Genomic DNA, 17707 nt, shown 5'->3' with positions numbered 1-17707 from the left:
AGTAACGCCCGTCGCGCGCGGTGCGCTTCGGATTGAGGGCTTGCCGTTTCCCTGATGGCGGCGGAAGCTGCACGAAAAACGAGGGTCCGATGCTCGATTATACCTTTTTCTTGGAATGGGCGCAGTTCGCCGTGCGCTGGCTTCATGTGATCACGGCGATCGCCTGGATCGGCTCGTCCTTCTATTTCATCGCGCTCGATCTGGGCCTGCGCCCCGAGGACGGCGCGCCGCAGGGCGTCCACGGGGCCGCCTGGCAAGTGCATGGCGGGGGCTTCTACCATATCCAGAAATACCTGGTCGCGCCCGAGCGGATGCCAGCCGACCTGACCTGGTTCAAATGGGAAAGCTACATGACCTGGGTGTCGGGCTTTGCCATGCTGGTGCTTGTCTATTGGGCGGGTGCGCAGTTCTATCTGATCGACCCGAGCGTGGCGGACCTGCCGGTCTGGGCGGCGATTGCGATCTCGCTTGGCTCGCTGACGATTGGTTGGATCGCATATGACCTGATCTGCAAGTCGCGTTTCGGTGACGACAATACCCGGCTGATGCTGTTCCTCTACGTCGTCCTCGTGGCGATGGCCTGGGGCTATACGCAGGTTTTCTCGGGGCGGGCGGCGCTGCTGCATCTGGGCGCCTTCACCGCCACGATCATGTCGGCCAACGTCTTTTTCATCATCATCCCGAATCAGAAAATCGTGGTCGCGGACCTGATGGCAGGCCGCGCGCCCGATCCGAAATACGGCAAGATCGCCAAGCAGCGCTCGACCCATAACAACTACCTGACGCTGCCGGTGCTGTTCCTGATGCTGTCGAACCACTATCCGCTGGCCTTCGCGAGCGAGTGGAACTGGCTGATCGCTTCGCTTGTCTTCCTGATGGGCGTGACGATCCGGCATTTCTTCAACACTCATCATGCGCATAAGGGCACGCCCTGGTGGACCTGGGGCGTGACCGCCGTTCTGTTCGCGCTGGTCGTGTGGCTTTCCAGCCTGACCGGCGCGCAGGAAGAGATGGACGAAGCCGCCCTGCCGCCCGCCGCGCAACGCTTTGCCGAGGCGCCGGGGTTCGAGGCGGTGACGGATATCGTGATGGGCCGCTGTTCGATGTGCCATGCGTCCGAGCCGGGCTTTGACGGGATCGGACGCGCGCCCAAGGCCGTGCATCTGGAAACCCCCGCGCAGATCGCCAATGCCGCGCATCAGATCTATGTGCAATCTGGGCTGACCCATGCGATGCCGCCCGCTAATCTCAGCTTCATGGAACCCGCCGAACGCGCGCAGATCCGAGAGTGGTATCGCGCGGCGACCAGGGGCTGACACGGCGCGCACGGCGCGGGGCCCCGAACATTTGCCGAGGTGGCCTTGCAGGGGCCTGCCCGCGACACTAAGACTCCGGTAAAGGACTTCGAATAATCGTTTCGCGAGATACGCAGGGAAGGGCAGGCCAATGAAAGACCCGATGGACCTCTACATGAACACGCTGGTACCGATGGTGGTCGAGCAGACCTCGCGCGGCGAGCGTGCCTATGACATCTATTCGCGCCTGCTCAAGGAGCGGATTATCTTCCTCGCGGGTCCGGTGCATGACGGCATGTCGACACTGATCTGCGCGCAGCTTCTGTTCCTTGAGGCCGAGAACCCCTCGAAGGAAATCGCGATGTATATCAACTCGCCCGGCGGTGTGGTGACCTCGGGCCTGTCGATCTACGACACGATGCAATACATTCGCCCGAAGGTCTCGACGCTGGTGATCGGTCAGGCGGCCTCGATGGGCTCGCTGCTGCTGACTGCGGGCGAAAAGGGCATGCGCTTCTCGCTGCCGAACTCGCGCGTGATGGTCCACCAGCCCTCAGGCGGCTATCAGGGTCAGGCGACCGATATCATGATCCACGCGCAGGAGACGCAAAAGCTCAAGCGGCGCCTGAACGAGATCTACGTCAAGCACACCGGCAACGAATACGACAAGGTCGAGGCCGCGCTGGAGCGCGACAACTTCATGTCCGCCGAAGAGGCCAAGAACTGGGGCCTGATCGACGAGATCCTCGACAGCCGCGGCAAGGTCGAAGAGGCCAAGTGATCCGGTCGCTCGCGACAGAATTTTGACATTGTGATGGACGGGGGGCTGCCCTAGACTTTTGGAAAGACAGCCCTTCAAAGGCCCCGGAGCAGTCCGGGACAGCGCAGAGGACGACGATGGCTAACAACAACGGCTCAGACAGCAAGAACACGCTCTACTGCTCGTTCTGCGGCAAGAGCCAGCACGAGGTGCGCAAGCTGATTGCGGGCCCGACCGTGTTCATCTGCGACGAATGCGTCGAGCTGTGCATGGATATCATCCGCGAGGAAACGAAGACCGGTGGCCTCAAGGCCACCGACGGCGTTCCCACCCCGCGCGACATCTGCAAGGTTCTGGACGATTACGTGATCGGGCAGGAACACGCGAAGCGCGTCCTCTCGGTCGCCGTGCATAACCACTACAAGCGGCTCAATCACAGCGCCAAGACCGATATCGAGCTGGCGAAGTCGAACATCTTGCTGATCGGCCCGACGGGCTGCGGCAAGACGCTGCTGGCGCAGACGCTGGCGCGCATCCTTGATGTGCCCTTCACCATGGCCGATGCGACCACCCTGACCGAGGCCGGCTACGTCGGTGAGGATGTCGAGAACATCATCCTCAAGCTGTTGCAGGCGTCGGAATACAACGTCGAGCGCGCGCAGCGCGGCATCGTCTATATCGACGAGGTCGACAAGATTACCCGCAAGTCCGACAACCCCTCGATCACGCGCGATGTGTCGGGCGAGGGTGTGCAGCAGGCGCTCTTGAAGATCATGGAAGGCACCGTGGCTTCGGTTCCGCCGCAGGGCGGGCGCAAGCATCCGCAGCAGGAATTCCTGCAGGTGGATACCACGAACATCCTTTTCATCTGCGGCGGCGCCTTTGCCGGTCTCGATCGGATCATCGCGCAGCGCGGCAAGGGCTCGGCCATCGGCTTTGGCGCCGAGGTCAAAGACCCCGATGCACGCGGCGCGGGCGAGCTGTTCAAAGAGCTTGAGCCGGAAGATCTGCTGAAATTCGGCCTGATCCCCGAATTCGTCGGCCGTCTGCCGGTGATCGCCACGCTGGAAGACCTCGACGAGGCGGCGCTGATCACCATCCTGACCGAGCCGAAGAACGCCTTGGTCAAGCAATATCAGCGCCTGTTCGACATCGAAGGCGTCAAGCTGACCTTCACGCCGGATGCGCTCAGCGCCATCGCCAAGCGCGCGATCAAGCGCAAGACCGGTGCGCGCGGCCTGCGCTCTATCATGGAGGATATCCTGCTCGACACGATGTTCGAACTGCCTGGACTCGATGGCGTTCAGGAGGTCGTGGTGAACGAGGAGGCCGTGGAGAAATCCGAGGCCAAGCCGCTTCTGATCTACGCGGATGCCAAGAAAGAACCCAAGACTGCCGGTTAAGGCGAAGACGGCGGGCCAAGGCCCGCCGTTTTGCTTTCCGGGGCCTGCAAATTGCGCCCAAATCACTGGACCTTGCCGCGCCCTGCGCTATAAGGGGCCAAGCAAGCTCTGCGGAGGATAGACATGAAATTCCTGCTTCGCCTTCTGACCTGGTGGAACGGCCAGACCCTCGGCACCCAGATCTTTACCGCGCGCAAGGGCGTGAAGGTCGGCGAGGATGAGCAGGGCAACGTCTATTACCAGACCCAAGATGGCAAGCGCCGCTGGGTGATCTACAACGGCGAGGTCGAGGCAAGCCGCATTTCGCCCGACTGGCATGGCTGGATGCACTTCACCTATTCCGAGCCGCCGACCAAGCAGCCGCTGCAGCACAAATCCTGGGAACTGCCGCACAAGGACAACCGCACCGGCTTGGCCGATGCATATGTTCCCGCCGGTTCGATCCGTCGTGCGTCGCTGATCGAGCGTCGCGATTACGAGGCCTGGCAGCCGGAGTGAGGCTGCCCCTTCAAGGAGGGCGGCATGAGTGAAAATCGCGTAGAGGTGTTTGCAGGGGCGGTCGTTCTGGCCGTCGCTGTGGGCTTTATGGTCTGGGCCGGTCGTGATTCCCGGCCGAGCGCGGGTACCTATCCGCTGCATGCCTCATTCCGCTCGGTCGAGGGAATCGTTGTCGGCACCGACGTGCGCATGGCGGGCGTGAAGGTCGGCAGCGTGACCGAGATCAAGCTCGACCCGCAGACCTTCTTTGCTGACACCACGCTCGCGCTGCGCGACGACATCCAGCTGCCCGACGATTCGGCGGCGCTGGTATCCTCAGAGGGGTTGATGGGCGGCTCGTTCGTCGAGCTGGTCCCGGGTGGCAGCCTTGAGACGCTGGCGGCGGGCGACGAGATCCTCGATACCCAGGGCGCGGTTTCCGTGCTCGCCCTGATGATGAAATTCGCGGGCGGCAGCTCGCAGGAAGGGCAGTAATGATCCGGTTGGCGATGCTGGCGCTGGTGCTGGGCACCGGGGCCGCGATGGCGCAGGACACGCCCGAGGGGCTGACCGAGGCGCCGGGCGCGATTTTGCGTGGCCTCGACAAGGTGGCGGGGACGTCCTCGGATATCATCCTGTCGGGGGGTCAGACGGCTGAGTTCGGCTCGATCAGCGTGACGCTACGCGAGTGCCGATATCCGGCGGAAGATCCGTCGTCGAACGCCTATGCCTACCTTGTGGTCAATGACAAAGGCGCGGCTACGCCCGCCTTCGCCGGCTGGATGATCGCCGACAGTCCGGCGCTTTCGGCGCTGGACCATCAGCGTTATGACGTCTGGGTCATCCGCTGCAAGATTGAGTGAGGGTCGGGGATCGCAGGGGCGGTAAAATCCGCGTCGATCTCCAGCCCCGCCTCCAGCCGTTTGCGATATTCCGCGCGCGGGATTTCCGTCGCACCCAAGCTTGCCAGATGCGGCGTCAGGTATTGCGTGTCGAACAGCGTGAAGCCCGCGACGCGGAGCCGATCCACCGTATAGGCCAGCGCGACTTTTGAGGCATTGGTCGCGCGCGAGAACATGCTTTCGCCAAAGAAGGCCCCGCCAAGGGTAATGCCATAAACCCCTCCCACCAACTGCCCATCCCGCCAAGTCTCGACGCTATGGGCAAAGCCAGCGGCGAAGAGCTCGTCATAAAGATCGAAGAGCGGTCCGTTGATCCAGGTCTCGGGGCGGGCGGCGCAGCCCTCAACAACGGCGCGAAAGGCTGTGTCGGTTCGAATAGTGAAAGTCTCGCGCCGGATTGCGCGCGCAAGGGAGCGCGAAATGTAGAAATTTTGCAGATCGAAAATGCCGCGCCGCTGTGGGTCGAACCAGTGTAGCTCGGGAGCGTCGCGGCTTTCAGCCATCGGGAAGATGCCTTGGGCATATCCCGATAGCAGCATCCGCGCTGTCAGCTTCTGTGCCATGCCCGTCCCCGAGATCGTCCCGTGCGGCAAGCATGGTCCGATTCCGCCCGGCATTCAAACCGATTGCTGCAAATGAAAACGCCCCCTTCCGGGGGCGTATCGGGTTCAGCCGAAGGTCTTTGCCAGCCACTTCTCGAGCCAGTGGATCGAGTAGTCGCCCTTCTGGATGTCGGGCTCGGCCAGCAGTGCGTTGAACAGCGGCACGGTGGTATCGACGCCGTCCACGATCAGCTCGCCCAGGGCGCGGCTGAGTCGGGCCAGCGCCTCGTCCCGGTCGCGGCCATGCACGATCAGCTTGCCGATCAGGCTGTCGTAATAGGGCGGGATCTTGTAGCCGTCATAAAGCGCCGAATCCATCCGCACACCCAGCCCGCCGGGGGCGTGATACTGGGTGATCTTGCCGGGGCAGGGGCTGAAGTTCGGCAGCTTCTCGGCGTTGATGCGCACCTCGATCGCGGCGCCGCGGATCGTCAGGTCTTCCTGGCGGAATTCCATCGGCAGGCCTGCGGCCACGCGGATCTGTTCGCGCACCAGATCGACGCTGAAGATCGCCTCGGTCACCGGGTGTTCCACCTGAAGGCGGGTGTTCATCTCGATGAAGTAGAACTCGCCATCCTCGAACAGGAACTCGATCGTGCCCGCGCCCGAGTATTGCAGCTCGGCCATGGCGTCGGCGCAGATGCCACCGATCCGGGCGCGCTGTTCGGGGGTGATGCAGGGGCCGGGGGCCTCTTCGAAGACCTTCTGGTGACGGCGCTGGAGCGAGCAGTCGCGCTCCCCCAGGTGCACGGCGCGGCCCTTGCCGTCGCCGAAAACCTGAACCTCGATGTGACGCGGCTTCTGGAGATATTTCTCCATGTAAACCTCGTCATTTCCGAAGGCGGCCTTGGCCTCGGAGCGCGCGGTGCGGAAGGCGATTTCCAGCGCCTCTTCGTTCTGCGCGACCTTCATGCCGCGACCACCGCCGCCGGCGGTAGCCTTGATGATGACCGGATAACCGATCTCGGCCGCGACGCGCTTGGCGGTCTCGTAATCCGGCACACCGCCGTCCGAGCCCGGAACCACCGGAATCCCGAGGTTCTTGGCGGTCTCCTTGGCGGTGATCTTATCGCCCATGATGCGGATATGCGCCGCCGAGGGACCGATGAAGGTGATGCCGTGGTCTTCGAGCACCTGAACGAAGGTCGCGTTCTCGGAGAGGAAGCCATAGCCGGGGTGAATCGCCTGCGCGCCGGTGATCTCGCAGGCGGCGACCAGCGCGGGGATCGACAGGTAGCTTTCGGCCGAGGAGTTCGGGCCGATGCAGACGCTTTCGTCCGCCATGCGCACATGCATCGCGTCGCTGTCGGCGGTGGAGTGCACCGCGACCGAAGCGATCCCCATCTCGCGGCAGGCGCGGATCACGCGCAGCGCGATCTCGCCGCGGTTGGCGATCAGGATCTTGTCGAACATGGGGCCCCCTTACTCGACGATCATCAGCGGAGTGCCGAACTCGACGGGCGCCGCGTCATCAATGAGGATGCGCTTCACGGTGCCGGATTTCGGTGCGGGGATGTGGTTCATCGTCTTCATCGCTTCGACGATCAGCAGCGTCTGGCCTTCCTTGACAGCATCGCCGACCTTGACGAAGGCCGAGGCGCCGGGCTCGGGCGACAGGTAAACGGTGCCAACCATCGGCGAGGTCACGGCGCCGGGGTGGGCGGCCGGGTCAGCCTCGGTGGCGGCGACAGGGGCGGCTGCGGCGGGCGCGGCTGCCGCAGCCGGAGCGGCCATCGGCGCGGCGGCATAGACCGGGGCGGGGGCGGCAACGACGGTCGCCTGCTTGACCACGCGCACCTCAAGGCTGTCATCCTCGCCATACTCGCGCACGACGGAAAGCTCCGTCAGCTCATTCTTGTTCAGAAGCTCTGCCAGCGCCTGAATGAATGCCACGTCGTTTTCATGGGAATGTTTACTCATGCCGTCCTCGAAGGGTGGTGTCGGTTCTCTTGTCGGCCCTTTTGAGATGCGGGCCGCGCCTTGATATGGGGGGGTTATACGCCAGCAGAACGAGGGAGGAAAGCGTCAACGACTGCCCCGGCGTCATCCTTTGTCGCGGGCCGGGCCGGAGATGGTGCCCAAAAAAGCGCCGTTTTGCGGGGCTTGCTGCCTGAAAATCGGCGATGTCGCCCGGAAAGCGATTTTCTGAATTTTACCACTTGATAAAATTTGTGCCTGTGGCAGCGTGGAAAAAAACATAACGCCAGCCAGGGAGGTCCGACGTGACCACAAGCCAGCTTACACCCGGTGTCGTGCCGGGGCGGCTTTCGCCGGAACAATATTGCGAGAACTTCGCGGATGTCGCGCCGCCGCTGAACGCGCATGAGGCGCGTGTTGCGGCGGATCGCTGTTATTTCTGCCATGACGCGCCCTGCGTCACCGCCTGCCCGACCTCGATCGACATTCCGCTGTTCATCCGCCAGATCGCCACGGGCACGCCCGACGCGGCGGCGAAAACGATCCTGTCGCAAAACATTCTGGGCGGCATGTGCGCCCGCGTCTGCCCGACCGAGAACCTCTGCGAGGGCTCTTGCGTGCGCGAAACCGCCGAGGGCAAGCCGGTGGAGATCGGCCTTTTGCAGCGTTTCGCTACCGATACGCTGATGGAAAAGGGCGCCCACCCCTTTGCTCGCGCGGCCGAGACCGGCAAGCGCGTGGCGGTCGTCGGGGCTGGGCCTGCGGGATTGTCCGCCGCGCACCGTCTGGCGAGGAAGGGCCATTCGGTCACGCTTTATGATGCGCGCGCCAAGCAGGGCGGGCTGAATGAATACGGCATTGCCTCGTATAAGGCGCCGGGCCGCTTTGCTCAGGCCGAGGTCGATTGGCTCATGCAGATCGGCGGCATCACGGTGGTGCAGAACTGGGCGCTTGGCCGCGCGGGCGATGGCACGCTTGAGGATCTGCTGGCCGAATATGACGCGGTCTTCCTGGGCATGGGCCTTGCGGGCGTCAACGCGCTGCGCCTTCCGGGTGAGGAGCTGGCCACCCCGGCCACCGAATTCATCGCCGAATTGCGTCAATCTGCCGACCTCGCCACCCTGCCGATCGGGCGCAAGGTGGTGGTGATCGGCGGCGGCATGACCGCCGTCGATGCTGCCGTGCAGTCGAAACTGCTGGGGGCCGAGACCTCGACCATCGTCTACCGCCGCAGCCAGGCCGAAATGCCCGCCTCGGCGCATGAGCAGGAACACGCGGCCACCAGCGGCGTGCGCATCATGACCTACGCGGCACCGGTGGCGATCCACAAGGTTGCGGACGGGCTTGAGGTCGAATTTGCCCGCACCGAGATGACCAGCGCGGGGCTGCGCAAGCTTGATGACACCTTCCGCCTCAAGGCCGATCAGGTCTTTACCGCGATCGGTCAGGCACTTGGGCCGCTGCCCGAGGGGGTCAAAACCGCTGGCGGCAAGATTGCCGTGGACGGGGCGGGCCGCACCTCGGTCGCTAAGGTCTGGGCCGGGGGCGATTGCGCCGTCGGCGGCGACGATCTGACCGTGACGGCCGTGGCCGAGGGCCGCGATGCCGCCGAAGACATTCACCAATACCTGATGGGGGCCTGATCCATGGCTGACCTGCGTTCCGAATTCATCGGCATCAAATCTCCGAACCCGTTCTGGCTGGCCTCGGCGCCGCCCACCGACAAGGAATACAACGTCCGCCGCGCCTTTGAGGCCGGTTGGGGCGGCGTCGTGTGGAAAACGCTCGGCTCCGAGGGGCCGCCCGTCGTCAACGTTTCCGGGCCGCGCTATGGCGTGATCCATGGCGCCGACCGCCGGGTACTTGGCATCAACAACATCGAACTGATCACGGACCGCCCGCTTGAGGTAAACCTGCAAGAGATCAAATCGGTCAAGCGCGACTACAAGGACCGCGCGCTGATCGTCAGCCTGATGGTGCCCTGCGACGAGGAAAGCTGGAAGGCGATCCTCAAGCGTGTCGAGGAAACCGAGGCTGACGGCGTCGAGCTGAACTTCGGCTGCCCGCATGGCATGGCCGAGCGGGGCATGGGCTCGGCCGTGGGGCAGGTGCCGGAATATATCGAGATGGTGACCCGCTGGGTCAAACAGCACTCGCGTATGCCCTGCATCGTGAAGCTCACGCCCAATATCACCGACATCCGTAAACCGGCCGAGGCCGCCAAGCGCGGGGGCGCCGATGCGGTCAGCCTGATCAACACGATCAACTCGATCACCTCGGTCAACCTTGATGAGTTCTGCCCCGAGCCGATGATCGACGGCAAGGGCACCCATGGCGGCTATTGCGGCCCGGCGGTGAAACCCATCGCGCTGAACATGGTGGCCGAGATCGCGCGTTCGGCTGAAACCGCAGGCATACCGATCTCGGGCATCGGCGGGGTCACCACCTGGCGCGACGCGGCCGAGTTCATGGCGCTTGGCGCGGGCAACGTGCAGGTCTGCACTGCGGCGATGACCTATGGCTTCAAGGTCGTGCAAGAGATGATCTCGGGCCTGTCGGACTACATGGACCAAAAGGGCTTTGCCTCGACCGCCGAGATCGTCGGGCGCGCGGTGCCCAAGGTTACCGACTGGCAGTATCTCAACCTTAATTACGTCACCAAGGCCGAGATCAACCAGGACGACTGCATCAAATGCGGCCGCTGCTATGCGGCTTGCGAGGACACCTCGCACCAGGCGATCGCGGTCGATGAAGATCGGGTCTATTCGGTGAAGGATGACGAGTGCGTGGCCTGCAACCTCTGCGTCGATGTCTGCCCGGTCGATTGCATCACGATGCGCAAGCTGCCGATGGGCGAGGTCGATCCGCGCACCGGGCGCCCGGTTTCGCCCTATGCGAACTGGACGACGCATCCCAACAACCCGATGGCCGCACCGGCCGCGGAATAGTTCGGCTTGCCCCTCTTCTGGCCGCGCGGCATCCTGCCGGGGGAGGGGCGCTTGCCATGCAGATACTGAACATCACGCGGTGGCCGGTCGCTTTGCTCTTCGCCGGGGCAGGTGGCGCGGCCACTTTGCTTTCCTTCGCCTCGTTCAATCTTTTCACGATGGCGATGGCGAATTTCGACCTGATCGGGCGCGCAGGGCTGATCGCCGTTCAGGACGGCGCGCTTTTACAGCTGGCCGAGATCGTTCTGTTCGGCGCGGTCTCGCTTGGCGGTTGGATGATCTTCAAGATCTTCGAATCCGAACTGATCCATCGCTATCGCGCATGGGCAGAGCGCACCAATCCCAAGGGCTGAGTGCACAGGCGGGGGCGTGGCTCAGGGCGCCAGAAGCCGCTCGAACAGCATATCAAGGAAATTCCCCGCTTCCGCGAAGGGGTCATGCCCGGGGCCGAGGATCGCGCGCACTTGCACGTCGAAATCCGCGTAATGCTGGGTCAGTGCCCAGATCGAGAAGATCAGGTGATAAGGATCGACCGGGGCCAGCTTGCCCGCCTCGATCCAGGCGCGGATGACGCCCGCCTTTTCGTCGACCAGCGCTTTGAGGTCGCCCTCGATCCCCTCGATGAAGCGCGGCGCGCCTTGCAGGATCTCGTTGGCGAACAGACGGCTTTCGCGCGGCATTTCGCGGCTCATCTCGAGCTTGCGGCGCATGTAGCCCATGATTTCGGCCTTGGGGTCGCCGTCAGGGTCCAGCGCGCGCAGTGGCGCGAGCCAGATATCCATCAGCCCGCTCAGCAGCTCGATATGGATCGCCTCTTTCGAGGGGAAGTAATAGAGCAGATTGGGTTTCGACAGCCCGGCGGCCTGCGCGATCTGGTCAAGCGTGGCGCCACGAAAGCCCTGCGCCGAAAAGACCTCGAGCGCGGCTTCGAGGATCGCTTCGGTGTTGCGGCGCTGGATGCGCGTCTGCGGTCGCTGCGGCGAAGTGTCTGTCAATGCGGAGCCCCCTGTTCCGGGCCGCCTATAGCCTAGCAAATTTAGCGATTCAACGCGAGACCGCCGTTTTCTGGGCATTCTGCCCAAGGTCGTTGTTCTTTTTGCACAGTTTGCGGTATCAGGCTTACGTTACGTCGCCCCAATGCCCGCGCGGCCCCTATTTCAGGGGCGGCAGCGCGGAGTCGTGATCAGTTCGGGGGCGGAACGCCGATGCCGCGCAGAATGATCGCCTTGACGCTCGTTTTGGCAGCGGCCCAGTCGGCGTTGCTTAGCGGGCCGCCGTTCAGCGTCTCGATCTGGTGGCCGAAATCGGCATAGTGCTGGGTCGTTGCCCAGAGCATGTAAAGCAGGTGCGCGGGGTCCACCGGGGCCATCTTGCCCTCGGCGATCCAGCGCCGGATGACGGCACAGCGCCCCTCGGTCCATTCGCGCAGCGTGGTTTCAAGATAGTCCTGGATCACCGGCGCTCCATGCATGACCTCGGAGGCCCAGACCTTGGAACCATTGGGATATTTGCGCGAAATCTCCATCTTGGCGTCGATATAGGCGCCGATCCCTTCGGCGGGGCCGGCGGCATCGTCCATCGCGTTGGCGGCCTTGAGCCAGATCTTGAAAATCCGCTCGACCACCTTGCGGTAAAGCTCTTCCTTGGTGGCGAAATAGTAATGCAGGTTGGCCTTGGGCAGGCCCGCCATATCGGCGATCAACTGCATGGTCGCGCCGCCAAAACCGGCCTCGGCAAAGACCGTTTCGGCGGCCTTCAGGATCGCGTCTTCATTGGCCTTGCGAGTGGCCGCGCGTGTGGCAGACGTGTTTCGCCTAATTTTTGGGCGCTCGCCCCCGACTGCATCATCCATCCACGCGCCCTCCGGATTTTCCATTGACCGAATGGTCAGAACATGGCTCCCTGAACCTGACCATACGGTCAGAAAAAGATTCGTCGCAAGAGGGCATAAATCGCCCCGCAGCCGACAGGGAGTATGAACGATGTCCGCACCCGGAGAGAACCTCCGCATCAATTCCGCGCGCCTTTGGGACAGCCTGATGGAGATGGCCAAGATCGGCCCCGGCGTTGCGGGTGGTTGCAACCGTCAGACCTTGACCGACGATGACGCCGCGGGGCGCGCGCTGTTCCGGAAATGGTGCGAGGATGCGGGACTGAGCATGGGCGTGGACCAGATGGGTACGATGTTCATGACGCGCCCCGGTGAAGACCCCGATGCCCTGCCGGTCTATGTCGGCAGCCATCTCGATACCCAGCCCACGGGCGGGAAATACGACGGGGTGCTGGGGGTTCTGGGCGCGTTGGAGGTGGTGCGCACGCTCAACGATCTGGGGATCAAGACCAAGCATCCGATTGTTGTGACGAACTGGACCAACGAAGAAGGCGCACGGTTTGCGCCCGCGATGCTGGCCTCGGGAGTGTTCGCGGGGGTAATCCCGCTCGAATACGCATATGGCCGCACGGATCTGGAGGGCGCAAGTTTCGGCGCCGAGTTGGAGCGGATTAGCTGGAAAGGCGAGGAAGAGGTCGGCGCGCGTAAGATGCACGCCTATTTCGAGCTGCATATCGAACAGGGGCCGATCCTTGAGGCCAAGGAAAAGACCATTGGCGTGGTCACCCATTGCCAGGGGCTGTGGTGGCTGGAGTTCACTCTGACCGGCAAGGAGGCGCATACTGGCTCCACCCCCATGCCGATGCGGGTGAATGCGGGTCTGGCGATGGCGCGGATCTTCGAAATGGTGCAAGAGGTGGCGATGGCCGCCCAGCCCAATGCCGTGGGCGGCGTGGGGCAGGTGAAATTCGCGCCGAACTCGCGCAACGTGCTGCCGGGCAAGGTGGTATTCACCGTCGATATTCGTTCCCCAGATCAGGCCAAGCTGGATGGAATGCGCGCCGAGATCGAGAAACGTGCGGCGGTGATTTGCGAGGACCTGGGCGTGGGCTGTGCCGTCGAGCCGGTCGGCCATTTCGACCCGGTGACCTTCGCGCCCGAGCTGGTGGGGCGCGTGCGCAAGGCAGCCGAGACGCTCGGCTACAGCCACCTCGACATCATCTCGGGTGCCGGGCACGATGCCTGCTGGGCCGCCAAGGTCGCACCCGCGACGATGGTGATGTGCCCCTGCGTGGACGGGTTGAGCCATAACGAGGCCGAGGAGATCAGCCCGGAATGGGCAGCGGCGGGCACGGATGTGCTGTTGCACGCGGTTCTGGAAACCGCCGAGATCGTCGGCTGAGCGCGGCCGGGGGCGCCGCCCCCGGACCCCCGGGATATTTGGGCCACATTGAAGGCCATGGGAGAGTTGTCATGACCACTGTGATCAAGAACGGAACCATCGTCACCGCCGATCTGACCTACAAGGCGGATGTGCTGATCGAAGGCGGCCAGATCATCGAGATCGGGCAGGATCTGAAGGGCGGCGAGGTTCTGGATGCCTCGGGGTGCTATGTGATGCCGGGCGGGATCGACCCGCATACCCACCTTGAGATGCCCTTCATGGGCACCTATTCCTCGGACGATTTCGAAAGCGGCACGCGCGCGGCTTTGGCGGGTGGCACGACCATGGTGATCGACTTTGCGCTGCCGAGCCCCGGGCAGGGGCTGATGGATGCGCTGAAGATGTGGGACAACAAATCGACCCGCGCGCATTGCGATTACAGCTTCCACATGGCGGTGACTTGGTGGAGCGAGCAGGTTTTCAACGAAATGAAAGAGGTCGTCGATCGCGGCATCAACTCGTTCAAGCATTTCATGGCCTACAAGGGCGCGCTGATGGTGAATGACGACGAGCTGTTCGCCTCGTTCAAGCGCTGCGCCGAGCTGGGGGCAATTCCGCTGGTTCATGCCGAGAACGGCGATATCGTGGCCGAGATGTCGGCGAAGCTTCTGGCCGAGGGCAACGTCGGCCCCGAGGCCCATGCCTATTCGCGCCCCCCCGCGGTCGAGGGCGAGGCCACCAACCGCGCCATCATGATTGCCGACATGGCGGGGGTGCCGCTTTACGTCGTGCATACTTCTTGCGAGGAGGCGCATGAGGCGATCCGACGGGCGCGGATGCAGGGCAAGCGCGTCTATGGCGAGCCGCTGATCCAGCACCTGACGCTGGACGAAAGCGAGTATTTCAACGCCGACTGGGACCATGCCGCGCGCCGCGTCATGAGCCCGCCCTTCCGCAACAAGCAGCATCAGGACAGCCTGTGGGCCGGGCTTGCCTCGGGCAGTCTGAGCGTCGTGGCGACCGACCACTGTGCCTTTACCACCAAGCAAAAGCGTTTCGGCGTGGGCGACTTCACCAAGATCCCGAACGGCACCGGCGGGCTTGAGGACCGGATGCCGATGCTGTGGAGCACAGGCGTCAACACCGGCCGGATCACGATGAACGAGTTTGTAGCCGTGACCTCGACCAATATCGCCAAGATTATGAACATGTATCCCAAGAAGGGTGCGGTTCTGGTGGGCGCGGACGCGGACCTCGTTGTCTGGGATCCGGCGAAGAGCAAGACGATCTCGGCCACGAGCCAGCAATCCGCGATTGATTACAACGTGTTCGAGGGCAAGGAAGTGACCGGCCTGCCGCGCTACACGCTCTCGCGCGGGGTGGTGACTGTTGAGGACGGCACCTTCAAGGGCCGCGAGGGGCATGGCGAGTTCGTCGCCCGTCAGCCAGGCACGCCCGTTGGCCGGGCGCTTTCGACCTGGAAAGAGCTGACCGCGCCGCGCCCGGTCTCGCGCTCTGGCATTCCGGCGTCGGGCGTGTAATCGAAGGGGGCGGGGAGCCGCCCCCGACCTCAGGATCAACGACAGAACGATAAGAGAGACGCAATTCCCATGCCGGTGATCGAAGCCAAGGACCTGAACCTGACGTTCCAGACGAATGACGGGCCGGTCCACGCGCTCAAGGATGTCAATCTGGCTATCGAGAAGGGCGAGTTTGTCTCGTTCATCGGGCCGTCGGGTTGTGGCAAGACCACCTTCCTGCGCTGTATCGCGGCGCTGGAGACGCCGACGGGGGGCAGCCTGACGGTGAATGGCATGTCGCCAGATGACGCGCGCAAGGCGCGTTCCTATGGCTATGTGTTCCAGGCGGCGGGGCTTTATCCGTGGCGCACCATCGCGGGCAACATCAAGCTGCCGCTGGAGATCATGGGCTATTCCCGTGCCGAGATGGATCAGCGGGTCGAAAAGGTGCTCGACCTCGTGGACCTCGGCGGGTTCGGCAAGAAATTCCCCTGGCAGCTTTCGGGGGGCATGCAGCAGCGCGCCTCAATCGCGCGCGCCTTGGCCTTTGATGCCGAGATCCTGCTGATGGACGAACCCTTTGGCGCGCTAGATGAAATCGTCCGCGACAAGCTGAACGAAGAGCTGCTGAAGCTGTGGAAGCGTACCGAGAAAACCATCGGTTTCGTGACGCACTCGATCCCCGAGGCGGTCTATCTGAGCACCAAGATCGTGGTCATGTCGCCGCGCCCGGGCCGGATTACCGATGTCATCGACAGCACCCTGCCGCGCGACGAGCGGCCCTTAGAGATCCGCGACAGCGCCGAGTTTCTGGCCATAGCGCATCGGGTGCGCGAAGGTTTGCGCGCGGGGCACGCCTATGACGAATAAGCCGCATATGATGTCCATGCTCCGGCCGTGCAGAACCCGGGCATATCCGTTCGGCGGAGGCCGGCCATGAAGTCCGTGCTTCCGATCCTGACGGTTCTCGCGGCCATCGTCGTCATCTGGTACGGCGCGGCGGTCGGGCTGAACAGCAAATGGACCTACGATCAGGCCGCGCGCGCGGGGCAAGATGTCTCGTTCAGCCAGCTTGTGACCGATACGATGACGCAAGAGCGCCCCGTCCTGCCCGCGCCGCATCAGGTGGCGAAGGGCCTGTGGGAAGGGGTTGCGGGGCAAAAGATCACCTCAAAGCGCAGCTTGGTCTATCACGGCGGCGTCACCTTCTCGGCCACGATGGCGGGGTTTGTGCTGGGCGCGGTGGCGGGCATCCTGCTTGCTGTCGGGATCGTGCATAACCGCGCCATGGACATGAGCGTGATGCCCTGGGCCATCGCCAGCCAGACCATCCCGATCCTTGCGATTGCGCCGATGGTGATCGTGGTGCTGGCCAGCCTTGGCATCAAGGGCCTGCTGCCGAAGGCGATCATCGCCGCTTACCTGAGCTTTTTCCCGATCCTCGTGGGGATGGTGAAGGGGTTGCGCGCGCCTGACGGGATGCAGCTTGACCTGCTGCGCACCTATAACGCCAGCGGGTCCGAGACCTTCTGGAAGCTGCGCCTGCCCTCGTCGATGCCCTATTTCTTCGCTTCGCTGAAGGTGGGGATCGCGGCGGCGCTTGTGGGCACGATCGTGGCCGAGCTGCCTGCGGGCGCGACCCAGGGTCTTGGCGCGCGGCTCTTGTCGGGCAGCTACTACGGGCAGACAATCCAGATCTGGGCGGCGTTGTTCGCGGCGGCGGCCTTGGCGGCTGTGCTGGTAATCGTGGTCGGCGCGATCGAGAAGGTCGTGCTGCGCAAGATGGGGATGGCCCGATGAGCGCGCTGATCATTGCCATTGTCTTCTGGGTTGCGGCCACCGCACTGAACGGCTGGATTGCCCGCACCCGACCGAACGCCCGTTGGGCCAAGCTGTTCGTGCCCGCGCTGTTTGGCGCGACGCTCTTGATCCTGTGGGAAGGGCTGGTGCGCGGCCTCAATGTCAGCCCGGTCATCCTGCCCGCGCCCTCGGCCATTGCGGCGCGGTTCGCGGAAAGCACCGATGTGCTCTGGGGTGATTTTGCGCAGACGATCCTCAAGGGTGCGCTGGCGGGTTACGTGATCGGCTGCGGTGCGGCGGTGCTTGTGGCGATTGCCATCGACCGCTCGCCCTTCCTCAAGCGCGGGCTGCTGCCGGTGGGCAATTTCGTGGCGGCGCTGCCCATCGTGGGGATCGCGCCGATCCTCGTCATGTGGTTCGGCTTCGACTGGCAGTCGAAGGCGGCGGTGGTGGTGATGATGGTCTTCTTCCCGGTGCTGGTGAACATGGTGGCGGGGCTGGCAGCGACCGACCGTTTGCAGCGTGACCTGATGGCTACCTATTCGGCCAGCTACAGCCAGACACTGGCCAAGTTGCGCCTTCCCGCGGCGATGCCCTTCCTGTTCAATGGGCTCAAGATCGCCACGACCCTGGCGCTGATCGGGGCGATCGTTGCCGAATTTTTCGGCAGCCCGACGCGCGGCATGGGCTTTCGCATTTCGACGGCGGTCGGGCAGCTTGATATGCCGCTCGTCTGGTCCGAGATTGCGGTGGCGGCCCTCGCCGGTTCGGGCTTCTTCGGACTGATGGCGCTGATCGAAAAGGCGGTGACCTTCTGGCACCCCTCGCAACGCAGGCGCTGAGTTTTCAACACCGGAAAAATATCCGG

At 63.6% G+C, this 17707-nt stretch carries 20 protein-coding genes; 14 read left to right on the top strand and 6 right to left on the bottom strand.

The annotated features are described in order from the left end of the window. The first annotated feature begins 89 nt into the window (after positions 1-89). The 6 genes from LZA78_RS15265 (at position 90) to LZA78_RS15240 (ending at position 4798) form a co-directional block, all read left to right on the top strand. Complete coding sequence (locus LZA78_RS15265; protein ID WP_233677783.1) at positions 90-1316, top strand: urate hydroxylase PuuD; 1227 nt, start codon at positions 90-92, stop codon at positions 1314-1316. 130 nt (positions 1317-1446) lie between these two features. Further along, entirely contained in the window at positions 1447-2076 is a 630-nt protein-coding gene (locus tag LZA78_RS15260; RefSeq protein WP_218631002.1) for an ATP-dependent Clp protease proteolytic subunit, read from the top strand. Between the two features lie 116 nt (positions 2077-2192). After that, entirely contained in the window at positions 2193-3458 is a 1266-nt protein-coding gene (gene clpX, locus LZA78_RS15255; RefSeq protein ID WP_233677782.1) for an ATP-dependent Clp protease ATP-binding subunit ClpX, read from the top strand. A 123-nt stretch (positions 3459-3581) separates the two neighbouring features. Then, complete coding sequence (locus LZA78_RS15250; protein WP_233677781.1) at positions 3582-3956, top strand: NADH:ubiquinone oxidoreductase subunit NDUFA12; 375 nt, start codon at positions 3582-3584, stop codon at positions 3954-3956. Between the two features lie 24 nt (positions 3957-3980). Next, positions 3981-4430 (top strand): outer membrane lipid asymmetry maintenance protein MlaD, encoded by a 450-nt coding sequence (gene mlaD / locus LZA78_RS15245; RefSeq protein WP_233677780.1) that lies wholly within the window; start codon positions 3981-3983, stop codon positions 4428-4430. Further along, complete coding sequence (locus LZA78_RS15240) at positions 4430-4798, top strand: DUF2155 domain-containing protein (RefSeq protein ID WP_233677779.1); 369 nt, start codon at positions 4430-4432, stop codon at positions 4796-4798. Before mlaD ends, LZA78_RS15240 begins: the two co-directional genes overlap by 1 nt. On the opposite strand, the gene aat is transcribed toward LZA78_RS15240, so the two are convergent. The 4 genes from aat to LZA78_RS15220 all read right to left on the bottom strand — a co-directional run bounded on the left by aat (position 4762) and on the right by LZA78_RS15220 (position 7638). Continuing rightward, positions 4762-5400, bottom strand: coding sequence for a leucyl/phenylalanyl-tRNA--protein transferase (gene aat / locus LZA78_RS15235; protein ID WP_233677778.1), 639 nt, complete (start codon positions 5398-5400; stop codon positions 4762-4764). The two genes, LZA78_RS15240 and aat, sit on opposite strands and share 37 nt — an antisense overlap. A 105-nt stretch (positions 5401-5505) precedes the next feature. Then, the gene (gene accC, locus LZA78_RS15230) at positions 5506-6852 is read right to left on the bottom strand and encodes an acetyl-CoA carboxylase biotin carboxylase subunit (protein ID WP_233677777.1); all 1347 of its coding nucleotides are present in this window, start codon (positions 6850-6852) and stop codon (positions 5506-5508) included. A gap of 9 nt (positions 6853-6861) precedes the next feature. Continuing rightward, the gene (gene accB, locus LZA78_RS15225; RefSeq protein ID WP_233677776.1) at positions 6862-7359 is read right to left on the bottom strand and encodes an acetyl-CoA carboxylase biotin carboxyl carrier protein; all 498 of its coding nucleotides are present in this window, start codon (positions 7357-7359) and stop codon (positions 6862-6864) included. A gap of 123 nt (positions 7360-7482) precedes the next feature. After that, complete coding sequence (locus tag LZA78_RS15220; RefSeq protein ID WP_233677775.1) at positions 7483-7638, bottom strand: hypothetical protein; 156 nt, start codon at positions 7636-7638, stop codon at positions 7483-7485. A gap of 23 nt (positions 7639-7661) precedes the next feature. On the opposite strand from LZA78_RS15220, the gene LZA78_RS15215 reads away from it, so the two are divergent. From LZA78_RS15215 to LZA78_RS15205, 3 genes are read left to right on the top strand one after another with little or no spacing between them, the layout of a single operon-like run. After that, on the top strand, positions 7662-8999 hold the full coding sequence (locus LZA78_RS15215) for an NAD(P)-dependent oxidoreductase (protein WP_233677774.1): 1338 nt from the start codon (positions 7662-7664) through the stop codon (positions 8997-8999). A gap of 3 nt (positions 9000-9002) precedes the next feature. Next, positions 9003-10304 (top strand): NAD-dependent dihydropyrimidine dehydrogenase subunit PreA, encoded by a 1302-nt coding sequence (preA, locus tag LZA78_RS15210; protein ID WP_233677773.1) that lies wholly within the window; start codon positions 9003-9005, stop codon positions 10302-10304. Positions 10305-10360: 56 nt separating this feature from the next. Beyond that, positions 10361-10657, top strand: a complete 297-nt coding sequence (locus tag LZA78_RS15205) for a hypothetical protein (RefSeq protein ID WP_233677772.1) — start codon at positions 10361-10363, stop codon at positions 10655-10657. A 21-nt stretch (positions 10658-10678) separates the two neighbouring features. Here the strand turns inward: LZA78_RS15205 and LZA78_RS15200 are convergent, their stop codons facing one another. Together LZA78_RS15200 and LZA78_RS15195 are read right to left on the bottom strand one after the other, a co-directional pair. Further along, positions 10679-11299, bottom strand: a complete 621-nt coding sequence (locus LZA78_RS15200) for a TetR family transcriptional regulator C-terminal domain-containing protein (protein WP_233677771.1) — start codon at positions 11297-11299, stop codon at positions 10679-10681. A gap of 188 nt (positions 11300-11487) precedes the next feature. Further along, a complete protein-coding gene (locus tag LZA78_RS15195) occupies positions 11488-12156 on the bottom strand; it encodes a TetR/AcrR family transcriptional regulator (protein WP_233677770.1) in 669 nt (222 codons plus the stop codon). A 130-nt stretch (positions 12157-12286) separates the two neighbouring features. Between LZA78_RS15195 and LZA78_RS15190 the strand changes: the two genes are divergently transcribed. The 5 genes from LZA78_RS15190 (at position 12287) to LZA78_RS15170 (ending at position 17681) form a co-directional block, all read left to right on the top strand. After that, positions 12287-13537 carry a Zn-dependent hydrolase gene (locus LZA78_RS15190; RefSeq protein WP_233677769.1) on the top strand — a complete coding sequence of 417 codons (1251 nt, stop codon included), beginning with the start codon at positions 12287-12289 and terminating at the stop codon, positions 13535-13537. Between the two features lie 71 nt (positions 13538-13608). After that, the gene (gene hydA, locus LZA78_RS15185; RefSeq protein WP_233677768.1) at positions 13609-15060 is read left to right on the top strand and encodes a dihydropyrimidinase; all 1452 of its coding nucleotides are present in this window, start codon (positions 13609-13611) and stop codon (positions 15058-15060) included. Positions 15061-15129: 69 nt separating this feature from the next. After that, a complete protein-coding gene (locus LZA78_RS15180) occupies positions 15130-15909 on the top strand; it encodes an ABC transporter ATP-binding protein (RefSeq protein WP_233677767.1) in 780 nt (259 codons plus the stop codon). Positions 15910-15975: 66 nt separating this feature from the next. Then, a complete protein-coding gene (locus LZA78_RS15175) occupies positions 15976-16839 on the top strand; it encodes an ABC transporter permease (protein ID WP_233677766.1) in 864 nt (287 codons plus the stop codon). After that, entirely contained in the window at positions 16836-17681 is an 846-nt protein-coding gene (locus LZA78_RS15170) for an ABC transporter permease (RefSeq protein WP_233677765.1), read from the top strand. The genes LZA78_RS15175 and LZA78_RS15170 overlap by 4 nt, the downstream gene beginning before the upstream one ends. Positions 17682-17707: the final 26 nt, after the last annotated feature.

Source organism: Rhodobacter flavimaris, from assembly GCF_021378075.1.
Lineage (GTDB): Bacteria > Pseudomonadota > Alphaproteobacteria > Rhodobacterales > Rhodobacteraceae > Rhodobacter > Rhodobacter flavimaris.
This window is presented reverse-complemented; position numbering and strand designations above follow the sequence as displayed.

Bases quoted from the DNA above. Each gene is read 5' to 3' on its own strand.
- clpX (WP_233677782.1), top strand. From the start codon at position 2,193: ATGGCTAACAACAACGGCTCAGACAGCAAGAACACGCTCTACTGCTCG.
- preA (WP_233677773.1), top strand. From the start codon at position 9,003: ATGGCTGACCTGCGTTCCGAATTCATCGGCATCAAATCTCCGAACCCG.
- LZA78_RS15265 (WP_233677783.1), top strand. From the start codon at position 90: ATGCTCGATTATACCTTTTTCTTGGAATGGGCGCAGTTCGCCGTGCGC.
- accB (WP_233677776.1), bottom strand. From the start codon at position 7,359: ATGAGTAAACATTCCCATGAAAACGACGTGGCATTCATTCAGGCGCTG.
- LZA78_RS15170 (WP_233677765.1), top strand. From the start codon at position 16,836: ATGAGCGCGCTGATCATTGCCATTGTCTTCTGGGTTGCGGCCACCGCA.
- accC (WP_233677777.1), bottom strand. From the start codon at position 6,852: ATGTTCGACAAGATCCTGATCGCCAACCGCGGCGAGATCGCGCTGCGC.
- LZA78_RS15190 (WP_233677769.1), top strand. From the start codon at position 12,287: ATGTCCGCACCCGGAGAGAACCTCCGCATCAATTCCGCGCGCCTTTGG.
- LZA78_RS15175 (WP_233677766.1), top strand. From the start codon at position 15,976: ATGAAGTCCGTGCTTCCGATCCTGACGGTTCTCGCGGCCATCGTCGTC.
- LZA78_RS15260 (WP_218631002.1), top strand. From the start codon at position 1,447: ATGAAAGACCCGATGGACCTCTACATGAACACGCTGGTACCGATGGTG.
- LZA78_RS15205 (WP_233677772.1), top strand. From the start codon at position 10,361: ATGCAGATACTGAACATCACGCGGTGGCCGGTCGCTTTGCTCTTCGCC.
- mlaD (WP_233677780.1), top strand. From the start codon at position 3,981: ATGAGTGAAAATCGCGTAGAGGTGTTTGCAGGGGCGGTCGTTCTGGCC.
- LZA78_RS15180 (WP_233677767.1), top strand. From the start codon at position 15,130: ATGCCGGTGATCGAAGCCAAGGACCTGAACCTGACGTTCCAGACGAAT.
- LZA78_RS15250 (WP_233677781.1), top strand. From the start codon at position 3,582: ATGAAATTCCTGCTTCGCCTTCTGACCTGGTGGAACGGCCAGACCCTC.
- LZA78_RS15240 (WP_233677779.1), top strand. From the start codon at position 4,430: ATGATCCGGTTGGCGATGCTGGCGCTGGTGCTGGGCACCGGGGCCGCG.
- LZA78_RS15195 (WP_233677770.1), bottom strand. From the start codon at position 12,156: ATGGATGATGCAGTCGGGGGCGAGCGCCCAAAAATTAGGCGAAACACG.
- aat (WP_233677778.1), bottom strand. From the start codon at position 5,400: ATGGCACAGAAGCTGACAGCGCGGATGCTGCTATCGGGATATGCCCAA.
- hydA (WP_233677768.1), top strand. From the start codon at position 13,609: ATGACCACTGTGATCAAGAACGGAACCATCGTCACCGCCGATCTGACC.
- LZA78_RS15220 (WP_233677775.1), bottom strand. From the start codon at position 7,638: ATGTTTTTTTCCACGCTGCCACAGGCACAAATTTTATCAAGTGGTAAA.